The organism is Nostocoides japonicum T1-X7 (assembly GCF_001046855.1).
GTDB classification, from domain to species: Bacteria; Actinomycetota; Actinomycetes; order Actinomycetales; family Dermatophilaceae; genus Nostocoides; species Nostocoides japonicum.
Map to the genome: position 1 here is coordinate 256,938 of NZ_HF570958.1, position 20,868 is coordinate 277,805.

Sequence of the window (20,868 nt, forward strand, 5' to 3'; positions counted from 1 at the left end):
TCTCAACTCCTTCCAAGAAACGGACGTGATCACGTGGATCTGTTCGAGTACCAGGCCAAACAGCTGTTCCAGAAGCACGGTGTGCCGGTCAGCCTCGGCGAGGTCGCCACGACGGCGGCCGAGGCGAAGGCGATCGCCGAGGGGATCGGCGGGGTCACCGTCGTCAAGGCGCAGGTGAAGATCGGTGGGCGCGGCAAGGCGGGCGGCGTCAAGGTCGCCAAGACGTCCGACGACGCCGAGTCCGCGGCCGAGGCGATCCTCGGCATGGACATCCGAGGACACACGGTGCACCGCGTCCTCGTCGATCCCGGGGCCGACATCGCGCAGGAGTTCTACGTCTCCTACCTTCTCGACCGCGCCAACCGCACCTTCCTCGCCATGGCGTCGTTCGAGGGTGGGATGGAGATCGAGCGGCTCGCCGCCGAGCGGCCGGACGCGCTGGCGAAGGTCCCGGTGGACGCGGTCGTCGGTGTCGACCTGGCCAAGGCGCGAGAGATCGCGACCGCCGCGAAGTTCCCCGACGAGCTGGTCGAGCCCGTCGCGGAGGTCCTCGTCAAGCTGTGGGACACCTTCGTCGCCGAGGACGCGACGCTCGTCGAGGTCAATCCGTTGGCCCAGGTGGGCGACGGCCGGGTGGTCGCACTCGACGGGAAGGTGAGCCTGGACAACAACGCGAGCTTCCGGCACCCCGATCACGCGGCGCTCGAGGACAAGGCGGCGGCCGACCCCTTGGAGGCGAAGGCCAAGGAGAAGCACATCAACTACGTGAAGCTCGACGGCGAGGTCGGCATCATCGGCAACGGGGCCGGACTCGTCATGTCGACGCTGGATGTCGTCGCGTATGCGGGCGAGCGACACGGTGGTGTGCGGCCGGCGAACTTCCTCGACATCGGCGGAGGAGCCAGTGCCGAGGTCATGGCGGACGGTCTCGACATCATCCTGTCCGACCCGGCCGTGCGCAGCGTGTTCGTCAACGTCTTCGGTGGGATCACCGCGTGCGACGCGGTGGCCAGCGGGATCGTCGCCGCGCTCGACATGCTCGGCGACGAGGCCAACAAGCCCCTCGTCGTCCGCTTGGACGGCAACAACGTCGAGGAGGGCCGGCGCATCCTCACCGCGGCGAACCATCCCTTGGTCACCATGGTGGACACGATGGACGGCGCGGCCGACAAGGCCGCCGAGCTGGCGAACGCGGGGGCCTGAAGCATGAGCGGCGCCCGGACAACGGACCACAGTCACCACGCGGCGTGTGCCTCGCACCGTTGCGGGAAGCGAAGCGAGGGCAGGGCATGACCATCTGGCTGGACCAGGACAGCGTGATCGTCGTACAGGGCATGACCGGCGGGGAGGGCATGAAGCACACCCGCCGGATGCTCGCCTCCGGCGCGCGCGTCGTCGGCGGCGTCAACGCACGGAAGGCCGGCACGACGGTGGACATGGACGGCACGACGCTGCCCGTGTTCGGCAGCGTCGCCGAGGCGATGGACGAGACCGGGGCGAACGTGAGCGTCGGCTTCGTCCCACCGGCGTTCACGAAGGACTCGGTGATCGAGGCGATCGATGCCGAGATCCCGCTCACGGTCGTGATCACCGAGGGGATGGCGGTCCATGACACCGCGGCCTTCTGGGCGTATGCGGCGGGGAAGAAGACGCGCATCGTCGGCCCGAACTGCCCGGGCGTGATCAGTCCCGGGGTGTCGAACGCCGGCATCATTCCCAGCGACATCACCAAGAGCGGGCGGCTCGGTCTCGTGTCGAAGTCCGGGACGCTGACCTACCAGCTCATGTACGAGCTGCGTGACGTCGGCTTCACGACGTGCGTGGGGATCGGCGGGGACCCCGTCGTCGGCACGACGCACATCGACTGTCTCGAGGCCTTCCAGGCGGATCCGGACACGGATGCCATCGTCATGATCGGCGAGATCGGCGGGGACGCCGAGGAGCGGGCCGCCGCCTACATCGCGGAGCACGTGACGAAGCCGGTCGTCGCATACGTCGCCGGGTTCACCGCCCCCGAGGGCAAGACGATGGGTCACGCGGGGGCCATCGTCTCCGGGTCGTCCGGCACCGCGCAGGCCAAGAAGGAGGCCCTCGAGGCGGTCGACGTGAGGGTCGGCAAGACGCCGAGCGAGACGGCACTCCTCGTGCGCGACGTCCTCGCCGGCTGACCCGGGAGGCCGGGGAGGGGTGAAGGGGTACGTGGACCAGACGACAGCCGGGGCCGTCCGCGCGGACGACGGGACGCGGCTCGCATACCGCGAGAAGGGGACGGGCGAGCCGATCCTGTTCGTCCCCGGCCTCGGCTACGCGTCCTGGAGCTGGGAGCCCCAGCTGGAGCAGCTCGGGGATCGTGCCCGGGTCATCGCGATGGACAACAGGGGGACGGGGACGTCCGACGCCCCGCCCGGGCCGTACACCATCGAGACGATGGCGGAGGATGCCCTCGCGGTGAGCCGGGTGGTCCCCGGACCCGTCCACGTCGTCGGGGCCTCGATGGGCGGGTACATCGCGCTCACGCTCGCCCTGCGGCACCCGAATGTCGTCACGTCGCTGACCCTCATCTCCACGACGAGCGGCGGTCCGGGGTGCACCCCGGTCCCCGATGCGACGCTCGAGGCCTGGGCGACCTCCGACCGGGTGAGTCCGCAGGAGTATGCCCGGGCCACGATGCCGCTGTCGTTCGCCCCCGGGTGGACGACGCGGCACCCCGCCGAGTTCGAGCGCCTGCTGCGGATGCGGCTGGAGCATCCCACGTCGTCCCGGGCCTGGGCGGCCCAGTTTGCGGCGGCCGCGGCATACCTGGAGGCGGGCGCACCGGAGGGGGAGGTCGACGTCCCCGTGCTCATCGTCCACGGCACCGAGGACCGCGTGGTCCCGTACGCCAACATGGCGCATCTCGCGCGGCGGCTCCCGTCCGCGACCCGGCTGACCCTCCCGGGGGCGGGCCACCTGTGCTGGATCGAGGAGGCCGACCGCGTCAACCAGGCCATCGAGGCCCACGTGCTCTCCTCGAGTGCCAAGGATTGACGGACGGAGAGTCCTTCAGTCCACGCGTCGGCGTCCGGTCCCGCGGCCGTATGCTGGGGCCGGATGAGTCGGCCAGGCGGTCGCGTCAGGGCTTCGGCCCTGCCGAGGAACGTCCGGGCTCCACAGGGCAAGGTGGTGGCCAACAGCCACCCGGGGCGACCCGCGGGACAGTGCCACAGAGAACAGACCGCCGTCCGCACGGCCTCGGCCGGACGGGCGGCAAGGGTGAAACGGTGGTGTAAGAGACCACCAGCGACCTGGGTGACCAGGTCGGCTCGGTAAACCCCACCCGGAGCAAGCTCAGACAGTGTGCGTTCGAGGGCGGCCCGTCCGAGCACACGGGTAGAGCGCTGGAGGCGGTCGGCAACGGCCGTCCTAGATGGATGACCGCCACCGCGCCGCCGGCAACGGCGACGCGGGACAGAACCCGGCGTATCGGCCGACTCATCCACTGTCAGGTGTCTGTGAGAGTCGGCAAACGGCTCACGCGCGGTCGCCATGGCGTCCCCGAGTGCAATCGTCGTCGTGTCGACATGAGCGAGGATCGGTCGATGCAGACCCGTACACGGATCAGGAACCAGGAGAGACACGTCATGACCCCCGACGAGCCCGCCGGCGAGATGTCCGTCACCGAGCTCGCTGCCTACATCGACCACTCGGTGCTGAAGCCTGAGTTCACCCCCGCGGACATCGCCCGGGAGGTGGAGAACGGCTGCCGTTACGGGTGCTGCACAGTGTGCATCAACCCGTGGGCGATCGAGATAGCGGCGGGGCTGTGCTCCGGGAGCGACACCGGGCTGTGTGTGGTCGTGGACTTCCCGTTCGGGCTGTCCACGACGGCCTCGCGGATCGCGCAGACGAAGGACGTGCTCGCCGCAGGAGTGCAGGAGATCGACATCGTCGCGAACTACGGCCTGCTGGGAGGTGGGCGGGCCGACCTGGTCGAACAGGACCTACGAGCCGTGACGGAGGTATGCCACGAGGCACGGGTACCGGTGAAGGTGATCCTGGAGACCGACGCGCTGACCATCGCACAGATCCAGGCGGGGGCCGCGGCCGCCATCGCCGCCGGTGCCGACTTCATCAAGACCTCCACCGGCTTCTACACCGGCACGCCACAGCACGCGCAGACCGGTGCCTCCGACGACATGGTCCGCATCTTGATCGCCGCGGCCGCCGGGCGCGTCAAGGTCAAGGGCTCCGGCTCGATCCGAGACCGTGACCACTTCCTCCGCCTGATCGATGCCGGAGTCGACCGCTTGGGCATCGGGTACCGCTCCACCCCGGTCGTCCTCGGAGTCACCGAGGATGCCGCCACCATAGGCAGCTGACCCCGACAGCCGCTCCGGTCGAGCGCCCGCGCCGATCGAGTACCGGACCGCCAACTGGCCGGCTGGGCGGTGGTGCTCAGGCCCCGATCGGGTGCCAGACCGCCACCTCTCCGTCACACCGGTCGGACGATGATCGCAGTCGCGTCAGACGACGACTGCAGTTGCGAGCCATGTGGTCCGGTGCGATGGTTCTTGAAGGCCAGAGGTGGCTGGGCGCGAGACTCGTCGGGTGGGTCTGTATCCCCCGGAAGCCGATCCGCGGGTGAGACATTTCGAGTCGTCGACATGGAGGTCGCGACATGGGTGAGTCAGGCGTACGGCGCGGGCCGGTCTCGGTGCGCGCGGTGGTGGTGGCCACGGTCGTCGCCGTCACGGGCGGCCTGCTTCCGCTGGCCGGTACGACGAGCGCGTTCGCGGCGCGGCTGTCCGCCGCCAACGCGGCGCCGCTGTCCGGTGCGAGCTGCGGGACGTCGACCGACACCGAGTATGCGCAGGGCACGACCGCGGCCGCGATCGGCTGGGCGGGCAACACCCAGGCGGTCGTCGCCTGCCTGAGCGGCAGCTTCGTCGTGAAGAACACCGGCACGCTCTACGGCTACGGCGTCTACAACGGCAGCAGGACCACCTGGGCCAACGCCGAGGGATATCTCCCCGCGCTCGTCACCGGCTTCCGGTCCGGTGCAGCCAAGGTCAGCATCACGAACTTCGGCGACGAGGTGCGCATCGGCGGCAAGGACTATGTCGCGATCTACAGCCGCGTCTCGGTGACGAACCCGACGGCCACGCCGATCACGGTCGACCCGCAGCCGACGACCGGGCTCGTCGCCCTCAACAAGCCCACGAACGAGGTCGCACCGCACAGCACGGTGCACCACGACTACGCCGTGTTCTCCGACGAGTTCGGAGGCACCCAGGCATACCCCTCGGCGGCCCGGCTCGCGGCGGCCGGCAGCTGGCGGGCGCACTACGCGCACATGCGCTCCTACTGGAACGCGCAGCTGCGCGGCCTGGCCCAGATCAGGCAGCTGCCCGACCCGACCCTTGTCGACGCATACCGCACCGGCTTCATCTACACCCAGATCACCCGCGCCGGCACGATGCTCAAGACCGGCGTCAACGGCTACGACAAGGAGTACAGCCACGACGTCGTCGGCATCCTCGCGAACATGCTCAACCAGGGGTTCCGCACCGACGGGACGACCACCGCACTCGACCTGCTGCTGAGGTTGCGCGACGTCGTCGGCCCGCAGGCGCAGTACGACGACGGCATCTGGAAGTACGCGTGGCCGTGGGCGATCTACCTGCAGAAGACCGGCGACCTCGCGAGCGTGAAGAAGAACTTCGCGACGCCCGGCCCGCTCGGTGACGCCGACCAGCCGAGCATCAAGGACAGCGCTCACGCGATCGCCGCGGCCCGGACCGGTCCCGGCGGCATCATGGAGAACACACCGGACATCGACGCCGACGGCTACTGGACCATCGACAACTACTCGGCGCTGATGGGCCTGGCTGCCTACCGGTGGCTCGCCCAACAGGTCGGGGACAAGACCGAGTACACCTGGGCCTCGGGCGAGTACAGCAGCCTGCTCGGCGCGGTGAACCAGACCCTGACCGCCACCATCACCACGTACGGCCTCGACTACCTGCCGTGCTCGATGGTCGAGCCCAACGACGACAACCGGTGCTCGAACCCCAAGGACGCGAACTGGGCGGCCCCGTTCCTGTTCGGACGCTGGGCGTGGGACGGGTACCTGTTCGACGCTCCGGTCAACGGCCCCGGCATCGACCTCATCGACTCGACCTACGACTACGGGTTCGGCCGGCTCGAGGGGCTCCTACCGCCCAACACCTACGGCGGCTACGGCGACACCGACTACAGCACCGGCTACAACGCCGGCTACGGGGAATGGGGGCTGGCCGGCGACACGCACCGCGACCAGGCCATCCTGGGCTACCAGTTCATGATCAGGAACACCCAGAGCGGCCCCTACTCGTGGTGGGAGAGCGTGGAGGCACCCGACCCGGCCTCACCATGGGTCGGCAGCCACCCCAGCGCCGGGGCCGGGGCATCCCCGCACGCCTGGGGTTCGGCTGATGCCAACCTGGCGCTCATGGCCTCGCTGGTCGCCGAGCGCGGTGACGGTACGCTCATCGTCGGCCGCGGCGTGCCGAACGCATGGGTGCGCACCGGCAAGGACATCCAGGTGACGAACGTCCCGATCACCGGCGGTCAGCACCTCGGCATCCGGGTGACCACGCAGGGCCGCAGGGTGACACTCACCCTGACCGGTCACCATCCGTCCGGACCCGTGCTGTTCCAGCTGCCCGCCTTCGTCGGCAACCTCACCTCGACGAACGCCGGCGCCATCGACCCGGCCACCGGAACGGTCACGCTGTCCGCGACGACTCGGTCGGTCACGGTGACGATGGCGAAGACCGTCTGACCGGCCCCGCGAGGCGCTGCATCGTCAGGAGCATCTCCCAGTGATGCGGATGCCCGCCCTTGGGCCGGTGCTGGTTGCTCTTCCCTGCGGATTCGTCGTTGCGAAGCGATCACCCCGCATGACGCGCTGACGCTCAGGCGTTCGGATCCGGCTTCTGCCGGCTGCCTCGCCGACTCGCGTCCCAGAGGAAGACGAGCAGGAACGGGAAGGGCAGGAGGGTGCAGAAGAGGGCCAGGCTGATCGGAGTGCGGCCGAACCAACGGATCAGGACGGCCGGTGTGGCCCTGGCGTAGAGGTAGACGCCCACTCCGATCACGAGGAAGACGACGGCGCTGACAGGGTTGACATGGAAGGTGATCTCCATGGCCCTGGTGCCCCTTCCGTCGGCTCGCCACGTCCGGATCGCCATCACACTGTATGCCGCGCATGGACTCCGGACCGGGCGCGCCTCCGTGAGGAGACGCACCGCGGGACCGCGCCGTCAGGTAAGCGAGACCAGGAGAGTGCCCACAGCGCACGCGATGACGAGTCCGACGACGAGCAGTGGTGTCCCGAACCTCGTGAACTCGGCTCGGGTGTAGCCGATCGGACCGATGACCATGAGGTTGGTCTGGTGGGCGAACGGGTTGAGGAAGGTGAACGAGATGCAGGTGCCGACGAGCGCGAGGAGGATGACCGGGTCCATCTGGACATCTACGGCCACGGCGATCGCCACCGGGGTGAGGATGGCGGCCGCCGCCGCGTTCGAGACCACGTTGGTCAGCAGGACGGTCACGATGCCGAAGACGACGATGACGAGCGCGGCACTCCCCGCGACGAGGCCCTGGATCGTGTGGGCGAGCACGTCGGCGAGCCCGCTCTCGAGCACGATCACGCCGAGGCCCACGGATCCGGCGAGGATGCCGAGCATGTTCCCGTCGAGGGCGCGCGCCGCGGACCGGGGTGTCAGGACGCCGGTGAGGACCATGAGGAGCGCCCCACCGACCGAGGTGAGCTCGATCGGGGCGAGTCCGAACGAGGCCGGCAGAACCACTGCGCCGAGGATCGTCACCGCCTTCCACGTGTTGCGTGGCTGCGGCACGCGGCTCGCCACGTCCTGCCAGAGGGTGACGTACTCGCTGCGGTCGACGATCTCGGCGCGATGCGCGGCGACGTAGCACGTGGCGCCGGGCACCAGCTCGGTGCGGTGCAGAGAGGTCGTCGTCCTCGCGGCGATGACCTCGATGTCGTCGTCCATCCCGAGGTCGTTGAGAGTCCCCGTCGCTCCCGTCCTCACGGACACCGCGAACAGGCGCTGGGCCGACAGCCCGAACACCGGACTGGCCCAGAGGGCGCGGATGCCGGCCTCCGTCGCCTGGAACACGAGGATGTCGCGCACCGCGATGACGGTCTCTGGGGTGAGCGCATCCCCGTCGCGTCGCACGGACGTCAACCGGTAGTCGCGAGCCGACCCGAGGCCCAGCTCGTCGGCGGTCCGGTCCGCAGCCAGCGCTCCCTCGCCGATCGGGATCTCCACGTGCCATTCGCGCCGCTCGGGCCTGGCGAGCCCCGAACCGCGCAGCATCCGGGGCCCGGTGACGATGAGCACGCCGAGACCGGCGAGTGCCACGGGAAGGGCGACGGGCGCGAACGAGAGCATCGTCATGGTGACGCCGCCGTCGTCGGCGATCCCGGCGATGAGCAGGTTCGAGCTCGTTCCGATCAGGGTGATCGACCCCGTCAGCGTCGTGAGGTGCGCGAGCGGGAGCATCAGCTCCCGCGCGGGGATCGACCGGGTCTGCTCCAGCTGCTTGCTGGCGGGCACGAGCATGGCGACGATCGGGGTCGTGTTCATGAGCCCGGATGCGACGCCGAGCGGCAGCGCGAGCCGCAGGGTGGCCGACCGGGCACTCGTGACGCTCATGAGCAGCGCGCGGGTCAGGCGGTCCACGAGACCGGTCTGCACGATGCCCTTCGCGATGACCAGCATCGCGCCGACAGTGATGACGCCTCCGTTGCTCAAGCCGGAGAACAGCTCGCGAGGCGGGGCGATCCCGAGCAGGCCGGCGATCACGACCGCCGAACCGAGGGCGATGACCGGAGGCGTCCAACCGGCCGTCAGAACGATGAGCGTGACGACGACCAGTACCGCGGCTACGACGGCCACGCGACCCCTTCCTGCGCCGATGTCGACGGGACGTCCGCGCCGGGTGACGACATATCGATCCTCGCGGGAGGCACGGCCTTCAGTCCTCGGTCCGGAAGAGGGCGTCCCAGTACCGGGCCTGGAGATAAGTGAGCCCGGGCCGCCGCGCGGGATGGTCCCCGTCGCTCGGCTCGGCGAGTGCGTGGACCGGCCTCGGGTGATCACCGGGCGGGAGACCGTCCCTTGTCGAGGGTTCCCCGTCGTCCTCGCTCAGCGCCGATCGGTCGTCCTCCGAGGGCATGTCCGCACTCCTTCCGTCCTCCACGGATCCGCTCGTCACCCTCGGGGCTGCCGGTCGCTGCGGACGGTTCCGGGTGCCTCCGGCGCCCCGCGCGACACCGTCGTCCGTGCGGAATACGGAGCAGGGCGTACGCATTCGCGATGTTCCCGAGGCACCCGGCTCCGCTACTTCTTCTTGCTCTTCTTCTTGCCCTTCTTGTCCTTCTTCTTCTTCTTCGACATCCGTCAGTCCCTCCCTTCTGGGTGGTCGTCTCCGGGATGGGTCGCCCCGGGACGCCGCGTCTGCGTCGTTCCTTGCCCGGAACGGCGCCACGAGCGCCCGGCGGCTGGCGTCAGAGTAGGGGCGCGCCCTCGCCTCACCCCGTGAGTGCCGCAAAACCCATCAACCGCAGCCCATCATGTCGCCGCCGCGCGGCGTCCCGGCCCGATGTGGACCTCACGACGATGGGTCATGGGCTTCACGACCCGGTCTCGAGGGGCGCCGCGCCATACTCCTCTCGGGTCGTGCCGCAGGACCGGTCGTGGGATCGAGCGGCACGTTTGTCTGAAGGAGAGACGCGAGACGATGACTGAGCTTTCCCTGATGACCGGCAGGCGTCCCTGGTATGCCATGGCGCCGGAGGAGGTGTCGGCGGCGCTGGACGTCGACGTCGATCGTGGTCTCGACACGGCGGTCGTCGGCTCTCGCCGTGCCGAACACGGCGAGAACAAGATCGCGTCGGAGCCACCGCCCACCCGGTGGACGATCGCCTTCAGGGAGCTGCGCGACCCGATGAACCTGATGCTCGTCGTCGTCGCCGTCGCCAGCATGGTCATCGGTCAACGACCGGTCGGCATCATGGTGGCGGCTCTCGTCGTCCTCAACGTGGTGCTCGGCACGCAACAGGAGCTGAAGGCGCTGTCGGCCGTCGACGCCCTGGCGAAGATGCAGACGCCGAGGACGCGGGTGCTCCGCGACGGACGCTTGGTGGAGATCCCCGCGACGGAGCTCGTGCCGGGAGACATCGTGCAGCTCGAGGCGGGGGACCTGGTTCCCGCGGACGGGCGGATCCTGAGATCGGCGACCTGCGAGACGCAGGAGGCGGCGCTGACCGGGGAGAGCGCGCCGATTCCGAAGGGCGCCGCCGCGATCGACGGCGATGACGTCGCGCTCGGAGACCGCACCGCGATGCTCTTCCAGAACACCTCGATCACGCGTGGGACCGCGACGATGGTCGTCACCGAGACCGGCATGGGCACCGAGATGGGCCAGATCGCATCGATGCTGTCGGCGGTGCCCCCGTCGAAGTCACCCCTCCAACGGGAGCTGGCCTCCCTGACCAAGGTGCTCGGCATCATCGCGTGGATCTCGGTCGTGATCATCGTCGTCATCGGGTTCGCTCGCGGCGAGCACCTCGACGCGGTGCTGCTGCTCGGGATCTCGATGGCGGTGTCGGCCATCCCGACCGGCATGCCCACGTTCGTCCAGGCGATGCTCGCGTTCGGAGCCAAGAAGCTCGCGGAGGCGAAGGCCGTCGTGAAGAATCTCGGGGACGTCGAGACCCTCGGTGCGACGAGCGCGATCAACTCCGACAAGACGGGGACACTGACCCTCAACGAGATGATGGTGCGCAAGCTGTACTACCGGGGGGAGTGGTTCAGCGTCTCCGGTGACGGCTACGAGAAGTCGGGGCAGATCACCGGTGCTGCCGGTATGCCGGTGCCCGACTTCACCCGGCTGGCCCTCGGACTCTGCCTGGACTCCGACGCCACCGTCTCCGATCGCGGCGACGTGGTCGGGGACCCCACGGAGGCGGCCCTGGTCGTGCTCGCGGCGAAGCTCGGCGTGGACGCCGAAGAGACCCGTCGGGCCTACCCACGGGCGGCCGAGGTCCCGTTCGACTCCGACGACAAGTTCATGGTCACCTATCACGATGTGTCGCTGGCCGGCCTCCGGCAGTTCGTCGGTCTCATCAAGGGCGGTCCCGACGTCGTCCTGGACCGCTGCAGCCACGCCCAGCTCGCCGACGGCACGGAGGTGCCGATCGACGAGGTGCGTGCCGAGCTCCTCGACGCGAACCGGGAGATGTCCGAGCGGGGTCTGCGGGTGCTCGCCTTCGGCATACGCGTCCTCACCGGCCGTGCGGACGCCGTCGCGGCCGACCCGATGGGACACGTCAAGAAGTTCCGATTCGTAGGGATGGTCGGCATCATCGATCCGCTCCGTCCGTCATCCCTGGAGGCGGTGCGCATCGCGCACGCCGCGGGTATCGACGTCCGGATGATCACGGGGGACCATGCGATCACCGCCGGAGCGATCGGCGCCGAGCTGGGTCTCGGCCCGGGCGCGATCAGCGGCTCGGAGATCCAGGCGATGACCGACGCGGACCTGAGGGCCGCCCTCCCGCGCCTGCACGTCTTCGGCCGGGTGACCCCACAGGACAAGCTGCGGCTCGCGAGACTCATGCAGGAGGACGGCGAGGTCGTCGCGATGACCGGAGACGCCGTCAACGACGCCGCCGCCCTCAAGCAGGCCGACATCGGTGTCGCGATGGGCTCCGGCAGCGAGGTCACCAAACAGGCCGCGAAGATGATCCTCACGGACGACAACTTCGGCACCCTGGTGAACGCGATCCGGCTCGGCCGAGGGATCTACGACAAGGTCACGGCGTACGTGCGCTACCAGATGACCCAGCTGTTCTCCTTGGTGCTGCTGTTCCTCGTCGCGAGCATCCTCGACATCAACTCGGGGATGCCGCTGACACCCCTCATGGTGCTCTACCTGAACTTCTTCGTCGCCGGGTTGCCCATCGTCATGATCATGCTCGATCCGACGCCGGACGACATCATGACCCGGCCGCCGCGGAACACGAAGGAAGGCATCACCAACGGCCGCGCGATCGGCGAGTGGCTGCTCTACGGAGTCGTGCTCTTCGCGATCACGCTCGCGGCCCTGCTGCTCGCGCCGGGCACGATGAGCGCCGACGAGCCCAACGTCCCCGTGACGATGGCCTTCGCCGTGATGGGCCTGGGCACCGTCCTCAGCGGGCTCGTGATGCGCCGATCCCCGGGATCGGGGCTGGCCGCGCCCGTCGCGGGCGCGCTGAAGATCCTGCTGATCCCGGCAGGCCTCACCGTGATCGGCGTGCAATGGAGCGGGCTGGGCGACCTGCTCGGCACAGTCCCGCTCAGCGGCGACCAGTGGATCCGGGCCGTCGGCTGGTCGCTGGTGCTGCCCGTCGTCGTCGAGCTCTACAAGCTCGTTCGGCGCGGCACGACTGCGAAGGAGCCGGAGCCCGAGAACGGCCTCGGTGCCCTGCTGCCGGAACGCGCACTCACACCGACCCCAGCGGAGAGGAACGATCGCGCATGAAGGGCAAGCGCTACCGCAAGCAGCTCAAGGTGCTCCACGCCGACCTCGTGGAGATGCAGGAGTGGGTGAGGGAGTCCGGGGCCAAGGTCTGCATCGTCTTCGAAGGCCGTGACTCGGCCGGCAAGGGCGGGGTGATCAAGGCGCTCACCGAGCGGGTCAGCCCGCGGGTCTTCCGGGTCGTCGCACTGCCCGCACCCACCGATCGCGAGAAGAGCCAGATGTACGTCCAGCGGTACATCCCCCATCTCCCGGCGGGAGGCGAGGTCGTCATCTTCGACCGCAGCTGGTACAACCGGGCCGGCGTCGAGCGGGTCTTCGGGTTCTGCGGCGAGAAGGATGTCCGCGACTTCCTCCGCATGGTCCCGTCCGTCGAACGCGTCATGGTGGAGTCGGGCATCATCCTGCTCAAGTACTGGCTGGAGGTCGGTCCCGAGCAGCAGACCCTCCGGCTGGAGAGCCGCATCGACGACCCGCGCAAGATCTGGAAGCTGTCCGACATGGACATCGCCTCGTACGCCAAGTGGGACGAGTACACCAAGGCCAGGGACGACATGCTGACCCAGACCCACAGCGACTGGGCACCGTGGCATACCGTGCGCAGTGACGACAAGAAGTCCGCGCGGCTCAACGTCATCGCCGATATCCTCGCGAGGGTGCCCTACCTTCCGCTGTCGAAGATGAACGTCGAGCTCCCCGAGCGGTCGATCGCCCCGGATCGCGACCCCGAGGTCGTGGAGAGCCGCCTCGTCGAGACCCGCTACTCCGCGTAACAGCGGTCATGACCTTCGCCCGACTGCCACGGGTCGTGGCAGAGCGTGACCGCCTCGCGCTCGGTGACGCGCCCCTGACGGCGGTGGTCGCGGCGGCCGGATTCGGCAAGACGACTCTCGTCGAGGGCTGGCGACGGCGTCAGGCCAGAGCGGCGTACGGCACGTTCGACGCCTTCTACCGCACGAACGCCCGCGATGTCGGCCTCGTCCTCGCGGACTGCGCCCGCGAGCTCGGGGCAGCCGAGGACGTCCTCGTCGACGCGATCGGGCTCCTCCCGCCCGACGGCGACCGTCTCGGAGCCGAGTTCGTCTTCCGCACGGCGGAGGCGCTGCGCGGGATCGGTGAGCCGTTCGTCTGCTTCCTCGACGACCTGCAGGGGCTCTCCGCGGAGACCGGTCGCGACGTGGGCCGGCTGATCTCGACGGTCGCCGACCCGCAGCGCCGCTTCGTCGTGGCCACCCGGATCGATCCTCCCTGGCCGCTCCAACGATGGCGGGTCGCGGGGTTCGCAGAGGTCGTCACGGCCGACCGGCTACGTCTGACCGGCGACGAGATCGCGGAGCTGCTTCCTCCGGAGCTGGCGTCCCGCGCCCCGGCCGTGAGCCGGGTGACCGGCGGCTGGCCCGCGGCGATGGAGGTCGTGCGGTGGCGGCTCGCCGCAGACCCCGACCTCGACCTCGAGAAGGAGGTGCTGGACCTCGTCGACTACGTCATCGAGGAGGTCCTGCCCGAGCTGCCGGAGGCCGAGACGCGGGTGCTGACCCGGACCTCGATCCTGCAGCACTTCCCCGCCTCGGTGGCGGTCGCGGTCTCGGGCGAGGTCACCGCCGCCCGCATCCTGCACGACGTGCAACGGCGGACCTCGATGGTCACCCAGCTTCCCGACGGCCGCTACTCCTACCAGGCCGTCCTCCGGGAGGCCTTGCACCGCAAGCTGTCACAGGTCGAGCCGGAGGCCGAGGAGCACCTGCATCGACGTGCGGCGGAGGCCTGGCTCGACGAGCCCGACACCTTCAGCACGCTCTCCAACGCCATGGACCACCTCATCGCAGGCCGGGCCTGGACGGAGGCGATCGAGCTGACACGCCAACGTGTCGGCGAGATCGACCGACACGCCCGGCTGGATCGTTTCGTGGGGTGGCTCGACGCCATCCCGGGCCGGCAGTGGCGCGACGACCTCGAGATGGCATTGCTGTACTGCTATGCGAACCTGCGCATCGGACGGCCGGCCCAGGCACTCGAGGGCCTTCATGATCCGACGATCGAGAGGAACGCCCGCGCCGCAGCCGTCGCGAAACTCATCTACGCCTGGACGACCGGGTGGGTCACCGACCCACGTGAGGCGCTGCGCCTGTGCGACGAGGCCGAGCCCGTCCTCATCAGCCTGGACGAGGCGGCCCAGCACGAAGGCATCCCCCAGTTCCCGGGGGTCAGCCGCTTCGAGCTGGCGGCTGGGATCGCGGCGGGCCGGGCGAACGCGATGCTCGGACGATGGGACGAGGCCGCCGAGGGGCTCCGTCGCATGCTGCGGCACCGCGCCGAGGTCGGTGCGATGGACCAGGCCGGGGTATGCGGCTCCCTCTCCTACGTGCTCGCGATGCAGGGAGACGTCGCGGCCGCCCGGGCGTATGCGGAGGAGGCACTCCAGCTCGCCAGGGACGCAGGTCTGGCCAACCACCATGTGCGCATCGTGCCCGCCCTGCTCGGCCAGGCCGCGAGCTCCGTCGTCACCGGCGATCGTGACGCGGCACTGGCCACCCTGCGCGATGCCGCGAGCCGCTGTCGTCCGCTGCGAGCGGCGAACCTGCTGGCCAGCTGCGGCCAGATCGCCGCGATGGCCGGCGTCTCGCATTCCTTCCTGGCGGAGGTGGACCCGCCGCTCACCGCGGCGACGCTGCCGATCGTCGAGCAGTTCGTCACCGCGACCGCTGCACGCGACCGGTCCCGGTTGGGTGACCATGCCGGTGCCGAACGGCTCCTGCAGACCACCTCGCCGCACGAGCTGACGCTCGCCGCCTGGGTGGAGATCCTCCTGTGCCGCGCCGAGCGACGATCGGTCGCGCGCTGGCTGCTGCGGCTCCCCGTTCCGACCGACCGACACGGTCGGATCGTGCGCCTGCTGGCGGAGGCCTCGGTCGCCGCGTCGGCGGCCGACGCCTCCCGGCGGGCGACCGAGGCCGCGGACCTGGCGACCGAGGGAAGCCTCGTCGGGGTGCTGATGAACGCGCCGGCCCAGCTGTGGGAACGCCTCGACCCGGAGCGCATCACCCATCCGATGCTCCTTGAGGCCGCGGCGCGGCTGGGAACGCGGACGGCCCTTCCCGAGACGCTGACCTCCAGAGAGCTCGAGGTGCTCCGGCTGCTCCCCTATGTCGGCTCCACGAGTGAGCTGGCCTCGCGGCTGTTCGTCTCCGTGAACACGGCGAACTGGCATCGCTCGAACATCTACCGCAAGCTCGGGGTCCGCCGGCGCCGTGCGGCCATCGAGCGGGGCATCGAGCTCGGGCTCGTGACGCCGGATCCGCACGGCTGACCTCGGGCTCTCGCCCCGGAATAGGAGCGACCCCCTGGGCGGCGGACCATTCGGAATCCCCTTCTCTTCGCCGAGAGGTGGCTGCTTTTTCCGCAGCGAGGAGGCTGCCCGGCAGGAATGAAGAGCCGGAATGGCAACAGGCGGCGATACCTTCACGCCCCGGGTGACGTCACTGATGGGGCCCGGTGAGGATTGCGTCCTCGACCCGGTATGCCGGTGTTCACCGACGACCGTGGTATAGGCGCCACGGGAGAGCGGTGTCCGAGAGCTGCCGGCCCCGGCGGGTCAAGCGGTGGGGCCGGGAAGTTGGCCCGCCAGCTCTTCGGCATACAGCCGGGCGTCGACGGCGTCCAGGATCGCGACCCAGGCGTTCTGGATCGTCGCCCGGGCGAAGTCGACTGCGTCGATAGCGAAATCCTCTGCCGCATCGGCGACTTGCACTGCCACCTTGGCGTCGTGCTGCTGCGAGCGCGCCTCGATCTGCCGAGACACGTCATCCTTCTTGGACTGGATCGAGGAGCGGAAGGAGTCCCACTTCGACACGGTGGCCGCGGAGGCGTCGGACGCCTTCTGTGCCACCTCGGCCGTGGTCGCCTCCGTCGCATCGGCCGCCTGCGCGATGCGCGCCTGCACCTGTTCGTGCGACTCGTTCTCGGCCTCCGCGACCGAGAGGAGGATCTCGTCGATGTGCACCTTGAGGGCGTTGAGCAGCTCGTGGATCTGGGCGTCGGAGGTTGCATTCTCGGTCATGGTGTCCTCATCCGGGCCTTCCGGCCCTGTGGTGGGTGCGATTCACGGCCGACCCGCCGTGAAAGTGACTCCGCATTCAACCGTGAATTGCTGGGAAATCTCTGACAATGATCGGCCTGGCCCTTACCGAATGCTTTACAACGATCGCTGGCTAATCCGTAGAATCCCGTGTTTCGGGACCATGGTGACGGCGTGGTGAATCGCCTTGGCGACAACAACGGCACCAGGTGATGGGGAGTCCACGGACGAGGGAGAGGTGCCGGAGCTCGACCTGCATCACCCGGCCTGCTGCGCAGCGCCGCTCCGCGGCTGCTGCGCAGCGCCGCTCCGCGGCTGCTGCGCAGCAGGCCGTCACCAGGGCAGGATCAGGGCTCGAGATCCATGATCGCGTCGTTGAGGGCGCCGATGAGGGGCTTGCATTCGGTCCAGCTCCCGGTGCCGTCCTGCCATTCGACGGCGAAGGCCTGGAACAGGAGGACCAGGCCCGCGTTCACGCGATGCATCCTCTGCAACTTACCGAGCGACCCCATGAAGGTGCGGACGTGCTTCGCCGCGGCCGGCCGGACATGGGCCGGCTTGGGTGACCGCCCGGCATACGCCTTGATGAGCTCGTTGGCGTTCCAGACCTCCTCCTTGAAGAGGCGGACGATCCGGGCCGATTCCGTCTCTCGTCCGGCGGGCTTCCAGTCCGGGGGTGGCTGGATGGCGGGTTGGGTCATGATGCGTCCTTCCGGTGGGTTCTCGCTCGATGGTCGGGGTGGGGAGGATGGGTCGCCGTCAGGAGGCGTCGGCCATGAGCGTGCTGACCTGGTGGCGGGCGGCGACGACATACGCACGAGCGATCGTCGAGGGCGTCGCGGAGCGGCCGACGTCGGCGACCACCTCGCCGATGTCCCCGCCGAGGAAGCCCAGCGCGTTCTGCAGCGACTGGATGAGGGTCGCGAGGGTCGGCACCTCCTGTTGCAGCAGCCGCAGGTCCGCGCACATCTTCGTCAGCTGCGTCGACTGGGCACGCAGCTCGCTGATGTGCCGCTGGATCCCGTTGGCCCTGTTCGTCGCATCGACGATCATGCCGATACAGACGGCCAGGCCGGGAAGCCCCAGCGGGCCGAGGAGCAGCCAGTAGTACTTGTTCCTCTCCAGCGAGTCGACGGCCTCCCGTGCCGCGTCAGCCTCGGCGTCGTCGTGGGTCAGCTGCGTGGACAGGGCGGTGGCCAGGTCGGCGAGGGTCTGGTTGTCGGCGAAGATGCTCGCCTTGCCGGCGGTGACCCTCTCCGACGCGCTGGCGAGCGCGAGTCCGGTCGGCTGCGCCGAGTGCTGGAGGGACTCGAGCACCCGCCGGGTCGCGTCGCTGTCGCCCACGGTGATGGCCTCGTCGGCGGCATCGAGCTGCGACGGGGCGGCGGCCGCGAAGTCCCGCACCGCCGACGCCGCCGTCTCGACCGGCGGCACCAGTGCGGCCAGTGTCTCCGCCATGCGCGCCTGGACCGGTAGGGCAGCCGGTGCCAGACCGGCCACGCCGACGATGTGGTCGTGGGCCAGGCGGACGTTGGCGATCACTCCCGACAGCATGCGGTCCGTCCTCGGTCGTCGCCCACTCCCGACGTCGGCACGACGCGGAGGCGCCGATGCGCCCTCATGCGGCGAGCCGCTGTGCGACGGCCCGCACGTGGTCGCCGATCGTGGTGCCCTCCGGTGCCGTCTCGACCGTGATGCCCGTCATCTGCTGCCGGATCGTCTCGGTGTCGGTGACCGCCCTCTTGAAGGCGGAGTTGGCCGTCGTGAGCCACAGCCCGCGAATCGCGTCACTTCCGACGATCCCCTTGTCCAGGTCGGAGGCGACCTCACCGAGCTGGCCGCCGAGGAACTCCCACGCGTTCTGCATCGCCGTCGCGGACTGGACGGCGACGGACGCGTGCTCGCGGAGGTCGGCGAACGCCGTCTTCATCCCGAGGGCGAGCTGCACCTCCTCGCGGAGCTGGGAGCCGCGGGTCACGAGGTCCCCCTTCGCGTCGAGGAGCCCCGCGAGGGCTAACCCTGCACCGAGCGCGCCGCCGGCCCCCGCGGCGAGCACGGCAACGCCGCCGACGACGAGGGCGGTTGCGGCACCACCGGTGACGGCCTCGGCGAACCCGCCGACGAGGATCATCAGGCCACCACCGACGACCGCCAGGCCGCTGACGACGATCCCGGCGATGGTCCCGCCGATCTTGCCCTGGAGCTCCTCGATCTGCTGGTTCAGGGAGTCCAGCACGCCGTTGTCGCCGTTGACGACCGCATTGAGCTCGGTCACGGTGCGGGTGAACGCCGCGACGTCCGTCGTGAGTCCGCTGTGGAAGGTGCTCAGCGACCGCACGACCTGGGAGGCCCGCTCCGCCTTGGCGTTGGCCTCCTCCCTGACCGAGGCCAGCGCGCTGAGCCACTCCGCCTTCGTCGATCCTGCGGGAAGGGCGACCGGCACCGCGCCGTGGATGTCGAGGTAGTTGCCGATCTCGACGGCGTTCGTCAAGATGGTCGGCGTGATCGTGTCGATGAAGTAGTTGGCACGATCCTTGGCGGCCGACAGTCCGGCGTTGACCTGGGACTCGTATGTCGCGAGGTTGGTGAAGCCTCTGAAGCTCACTGTCGGCTGTTCCAGGACGCCGTTGCAGTAGGCCTGCATCTGCACTCCGACCGCGCATTGCGACCGGTTCGCGTTCGAGATGGCGTCGACGGCGGCCTTCGCGTCGACCGTCTGGTTGTCGGGCATGTGGTCTCCTCGATCGGTTGGTGTCTTCGTTGCTGGGATGTCGCTGCTCGGCGGCGTCGGTGACCAGGCTCGTCGGGGGCCCGGCCGCGTGGCGGTCGTCGGTGACGGTCAGCCGGTCAGCATCCGCCGAGTCCTGCGGACGTCGGCGGCGGCCCCCTGCCACTGCTTGAGCGCGCCGGGGAGCAGCCGGGTGAGCTCAGCGGCGTCGGCGGTGTCGGTTCGCCCGCTCCAGTCGACGAGGGCGGCGCGCAGTCTCCTCCAGTCGGCCCGGATGGCCGAGAGGGCGACCGCCGTGTCGGCGACCGATCCGGCGAACTGGCTCTTCTGGACCTGCGTCACCTTGGCGATCGCGACGAGGCGGTTGGCGGCGGCGAGCCGTTGGTACTGCGCGGCGAGGAGGTCGTTGTTGCGCTTGAGCCCGGCCATGGCCGCCGCATACTTCTCGCCGCCCTTCGAACCGGCTCTGATGGCGCGCACGACGAACGACACGTCGGGGACCAGGCCGCTCGAGGAGTTCGTCGTGGACACGTCGTCCGCGTCCACGTCCGGGTCGTCCTCGTCCGGCTCGTCGCCGCCCTCGCCGTCCGCTTCCTCGTCGGGGTCCGCTCGCTCCGGGACGTCGGCATCCGCCTCCGGAGCGGCGTCGGACGCGGCGTCGGCCGCTTCCTTCTCGCTCACCTCGTCCTCGGCGTCCTCTGCGTCGGAGTCGTCGGTGCTCGGGGTCGGCGGTGTGGGCGACAGGTGCGTGGTGATCTCGGTGAGGATGCCGATGCCGAGGTCGGTCACCGCGTCACCGGCCTCGGTGGCGCCGTCCACGATCGCCTCGATGTTCCCCGAGACCTTCTCGGCCAACGCGTCGATCCGGGCGGAGGCCGCGACGCCGTCACGCCCGGTCGCCGCCACGGCCCGGGTGAGGGCCGAGTCGAGACGCCGCCCGGTGCGGCGGAGGTCGCTGCGCAGAAGGTCCATGTGCTCGACCGCGGTGTCGCCGTCGGATGCGATCTCACCCGCGTGGTCGGAGATGGCGACGAGCTGCTCGGCGACGCCCTTCCGGGACGGAGCGACCGAGAGCCGCTGCGTCGTGCCCGGGTCTGCCGCGAACGCCGCCACGAGATCGGCGAAGCCGCCGAAGCCGACCACCAGCTGGATGAAGTCGGCCGTGATGGAGTCGACGAACTCCCGGGCCTGCTGGTTGAGCTCCTGCTGGTGTCCCGCGATGGCCACGGCGAGGCCGGCATCGATGCCCGACAGGTCCAGCGGCTCCTGCTCCCGCAGCTGCGCGGCATACCGCAGACCGGTGCCTATCGCGGTGACGCCGGACCGGTAGGACCGAAGCATCGCCCCCGGTCCGAGTGGGTTCTCGCGCCCGTACGGATCCACGTCCACGTGGTGTCCCTTCCTCGTCACTCGGCTCGGACCACGGGGGACTGTCCCGAGGCCGGCTCCCGTCACTGGCAATTCCGCAGATGTCGGTCGCTAACCCCCA

16 protein-coding genes and 1 other RNA gene are annotated in these 20,868 nt (G+C 69.6%); 9 read left to right on the forward strand and 8 right to left on the reverse strand.

Going from position 1 to position 20,868, the window contains the following annotated elements:
• The first annotated feature begins 33 nt into the window (after positions 1-33).
• The 6 genes from sucC (at position 34) to BN12_RS01220 (ending at position 6,802) form a co-directional block, all read left to right on the forward strand.
• Positions 34-1,203 (forward strand): ADP-forming succinate--CoA ligase subunit beta, encoded by a 1,170-nt coding sequence (gene sucC / locus BN12_RS01200; protein WP_048549679.1) that lies wholly within the window; start codon positions 34-36, stop codon positions 1,201-1,203.
• A gap of 86 nt (positions 1,204-1,289) precedes the next feature.
• Entirely contained in the window at positions 1,290-2,168 is an 879-nt protein-coding gene (gene sucD / locus BN12_RS01205) for a succinate--CoA ligase subunit alpha (protein ID WP_048549680.1), read from the forward strand.
• A gap of 31 nt (positions 2,169-2,199) precedes the next feature.
• Complete coding sequence (locus BN12_RS01210) at positions 2,200-3,027, forward strand: alpha/beta fold hydrolase (RefSeq protein ID WP_048555867.1); 828 nt, start codon at positions 2,200-2,202, stop codon at positions 3,025-3,027.
• A 64-nt stretch (positions 3,028-3,091) separates the two neighbouring features.
• Positions 3,092-3,478, forward strand: an RNA gene (rnpB, locus tag BN12_RS23545) — RNase P RNA component class A.
• Between the two features lie 100 nt (positions 3,479-3,578).
• Positions 3,579-4,358 carry a deoxyribose-phosphate aldolase gene (gene deoC / locus BN12_RS01215; protein ID WP_200901116.1) on the forward strand — a complete coding sequence of 260 codons (780 nt, stop codon included), beginning with the start codon at positions 3,579-3,581 and terminating at the stop codon, positions 4,356-4,358.
• 299 nt (positions 4,359-4,657) lie between these two features.
• The gene (locus tag BN12_RS01220) at positions 4,658-6,802 is read left to right on the forward strand and encodes a hypothetical protein (RefSeq protein ID WP_048549682.1); all 2,145 of its coding nucleotides are present in this window, start codon (positions 4,658-4,660) and stop codon (positions 6,800-6,802) included.
• A gap of 133 nt (positions 6,803-6,935) precedes the next feature.
• On the opposite strand, the gene BN12_RS01225 is transcribed toward BN12_RS01220, so the two are convergent.
• From BN12_RS01225 to BN12_RS01235, 3 genes are all read right to left on the reverse strand, one after another.
• On the reverse strand, positions 6,936-7,166 hold the full coding sequence (locus BN12_RS01225) for a hypothetical protein (protein ID WP_048549683.1): 231 nt from the start codon (positions 7,164-7,166) through the stop codon (positions 6,936-6,938).
• A 117-nt stretch (positions 7,167-7,283) separates the two neighbouring features.
• Positions 7,284-8,948, reverse strand: coding sequence for an SLC13 family permease (locus tag BN12_RS01230; protein WP_048549684.1), 1,665 nt, complete (start codon positions 8,946-8,948; stop codon positions 7,284-7,286).
• Positions 8,949-9,027: 79 nt separating this feature from the next.
• Positions 9,028-9,228 carry a hypothetical protein gene (locus BN12_RS01235; protein WP_157635282.1) on the reverse strand — a complete coding sequence of 67 codons (201 nt, stop codon included), beginning with the start codon at positions 9,226-9,228 and terminating at the stop codon, positions 9,028-9,030.
• Between the two features lie 564 nt (positions 9,229-9,792).
• On the opposite strand from BN12_RS01235, the gene BN12_RS01240 reads away from it, so the two are divergent.
• From BN12_RS01240 to BN12_RS01250, 3 genes are read left to right on the forward strand one after another with little or no spacing between them, the layout of a single operon-like run.
• Positions 9,793-12,579: a cation-translocating P-type ATPase gene (locus tag BN12_RS01240; RefSeq protein ID WP_048549686.1), complete on the forward strand. Its 2,787-nt coding sequence runs from the start codon at positions 9,793-9,795 to the stop codon at positions 12,577-12,579.
• Positions 12,576-13,349 (forward strand): polyphosphate kinase 2, encoded by a 774-nt coding sequence (gene ppk2, locus BN12_RS01245; RefSeq protein ID WP_048549687.1) that lies wholly within the window; start codon positions 12,576-12,578, stop codon positions 13,347-13,349. The genes BN12_RS01240 and ppk2 overlap by 4 nt, the downstream gene beginning before the upstream one ends.
• Positions 13,350-13,384: 35 nt before the next feature.
• Positions 13,385-15,883, forward strand: a complete 2,499-nt coding sequence (locus tag BN12_RS01250; protein WP_162233016.1) for a LuxR C-terminal-related transcriptional regulator — start codon at positions 13,385-13,387, stop codon at positions 15,881-15,883.
• Positions 15,884-16,168: 285 nt separating this feature from the next.
• On the opposite strand, the gene BN12_RS01255 is transcribed toward BN12_RS01250, so the two are convergent.
• From BN12_RS01255 to BN12_RS01275, 5 genes are all read right to left on the reverse strand, one after another.
• A complete protein-coding gene (locus tag BN12_RS01255; RefSeq protein ID WP_048549689.1) occupies positions 16,169-16,633 on the reverse strand; it encodes a hypothetical protein in 465 nt (154 codons plus the stop codon).
• 365 nt (positions 16,634-16,998) lie between these two features.
• Positions 16,999-17,352, reverse strand: coding sequence for a hypothetical protein (locus tag BN12_RS01260; RefSeq protein ID WP_048549690.1), 354 nt, complete (start codon positions 17,350-17,352; stop codon positions 16,999-17,001).
• Positions 17,353-17,410: 58 nt separating this feature from the next.
• Entirely contained in the window at positions 17,411-18,205 is a 795-nt protein-coding gene (locus tag BN12_RS01265; protein ID WP_048549691.1) for a hypothetical protein, read from the reverse strand.
• A 64-nt stretch (positions 18,206-18,269) separates the two neighbouring features.
• Positions 18,270-19,382 carry an HBL/NHE enterotoxin family protein gene (locus BN12_RS01270; protein ID WP_048549692.1) on the reverse strand — a complete coding sequence of 371 codons (1,113 nt, stop codon included), beginning with the start codon at positions 19,380-19,382 and terminating at the stop codon, positions 18,270-18,272.
• 108 nt (positions 19,383-19,490) lie between these two features.
• Complete coding sequence (locus BN12_RS01275; RefSeq protein ID WP_048549693.1) at positions 19,491-20,768, reverse strand: hypothetical protein; 1,278 nt, start codon at positions 20,766-20,768, stop codon at positions 19,491-19,493.
• Between the last annotated feature and the right edge of the window lie 100 nt (positions 20,769-20,868).